Source organism: Streptomyces sp. NPDC002130 (genome assembly GCF_040296465.1).
Lineage (GTDB): Bacteria > Actinomycetota > Actinomycetes > Streptomycetales > Streptomycetaceae > Streptomyces.
Genome location: NZ_JBEOXI010000795.1, coordinates 1 through 1,495, shown reverse-complemented (window position 1 = coordinate 1,495; position 1,495 = coordinate 1). Strand labels below are relative to the sequence as shown.

The window sequence follows — 1,495 nt, the reverse complement described above, 5'->3', positions numbered from 1 at the left end:
CCCATTTCTCCGCCACCGAACCCGCCCTCGTGCCCGTGGCGCTGGGTGACCAGCCAGAAGGACCACGCCAGGGCATGCGGGACCGTGCAAAGAATGACGTGCTGGGCCTTGATCTTGCGGATCGCAGCCAGCACCTCGGCGTACTCCGACGCGAAGTGCACTGGCTGCCACACCGTGTAGTCGCGCTTTCCGTCCGGGTCGCGGAAGTTGTTGCCACTCCACTCGACCCGGAGTTCGGTGACGGTGCGGAGCGCATTGTTGGCACCGAGGAAGACGATCAGAGTTTCGATGCCTTCCTTGCCCAGCTCCGCTGCTGCGTCGAACGCCGTCATGCGCTTCTCTGCCTCAGAGCCTCGCGGCAGAACTCTCAGTGCGGCACGCTCGCCGTTGTTCTCGACGATCTGGCTGATCAGGTCGTCGTGTGGTTCGTGCAGGGCTGCCTCACACCCCTGCGCAGTCTTGGTCAGAGCATCACGAAGGTCCCACCCGTACACCGAAAGGTTGTGATTGATGGCAGAGAAAGTCGGCGCCTCGCTGCCCGGTCCGCGTTCCCAGTAGTCCTCCACCTCGTCCATGAAGGCACGTGCAGCAAAGAGCGCGAGCGGAACCTCCCAGAGGTCGAGCCGCGGTCCGAAGCGCTCTTCGAGGGTGCGGAGCAGCAGTTCGATGTTGAGTGGAAGCCCGCCCGGGCCGCCGTAACGGGGAAAGCGGAACTGGTCGAGCCGGCCCAGCTGGTGAGCAATGATCGCCGGAAACGACAGATCGGTATTGAAGATCGCCCCGCTCTGAAATCCCTGCGACAGCGAATCGCCGATGACCACCAACCTGTGGGGAGCATCGCCCCCAGGCGGAATAACCGGAATACCCACGGTGGGATCGAACTGCGGAACCCTGGGCCCTCCGGCTGCCGCAGCCACGACGTCGTCGGGAGTATCGGATGGAAGTTCCACGCCCACTCACCTCCGAAAAAATCCAGCTGGTCAGCTGATCAGTGGTGGCTTACGCCGATCGGCATTGTCCTGATCCGATTGCTTCTCGATCGACCTGACAACCTCGTCGGCCCACTGTTGATTTCGGCCGTCGAATTCTGCGCGGTCCCGGCGCGCGATACCGCGTCCGACCAGGATGGCAATCGGAATGGAACACACGACCCATACGAGTAGTACGCCTCCGACAATCCACCACATACTCAGTAATTGTGCCCGATTCGCCGACCGTTGTGCTCCAGGTCGAAACTTCTGTCCGAATCGTGGCGTTCAATTGAGGTGAGCTCGCAGGTCAGTAGCGATCGGCGTCGACAGTTTCGCGGACCTTACGGACCTGATTCCAACCACGAGCGGCGATGCCGAAGGCAACAAGCGACATCAGATCCGAGACCGTCAGACCGTGTTCTCGATTCAACGACCACAAGACCTGACCTTCCAGCGGTCCATTGAAGAACAGCCACGCCACCCCTGCACAGACGGTCGCCCGGGTCGCCTACCTGCGCGACCAT

The 1,495-nt window shown here is 61.9% G+C and carries 1 protein-coding gene and 1 pseudogene; both read right to left on the bottom strand.

All coding sequences use genetic code 11. The annotated features are described in order from the left end of the window. Nucleotides 1-950, bottom strand: a pseudogene (locus ABT116_RS45615) (hypothetical protein); the annotation flags it as partial. A gap of 328 nt (nt 951-1,278) precedes the next feature. Beyond that, on the bottom strand, nt 1,279-1,452 hold the full coding sequence (locus ABT116_RS45610; RefSeq protein ID WP_351647015.1) for a hypothetical protein: 174 nt from the start codon (nt 1,450-1,452) through the stop codon (nt 1,279-1,281). Nucleotides 1,453-1,495: the final 43 nt, after the last annotated feature.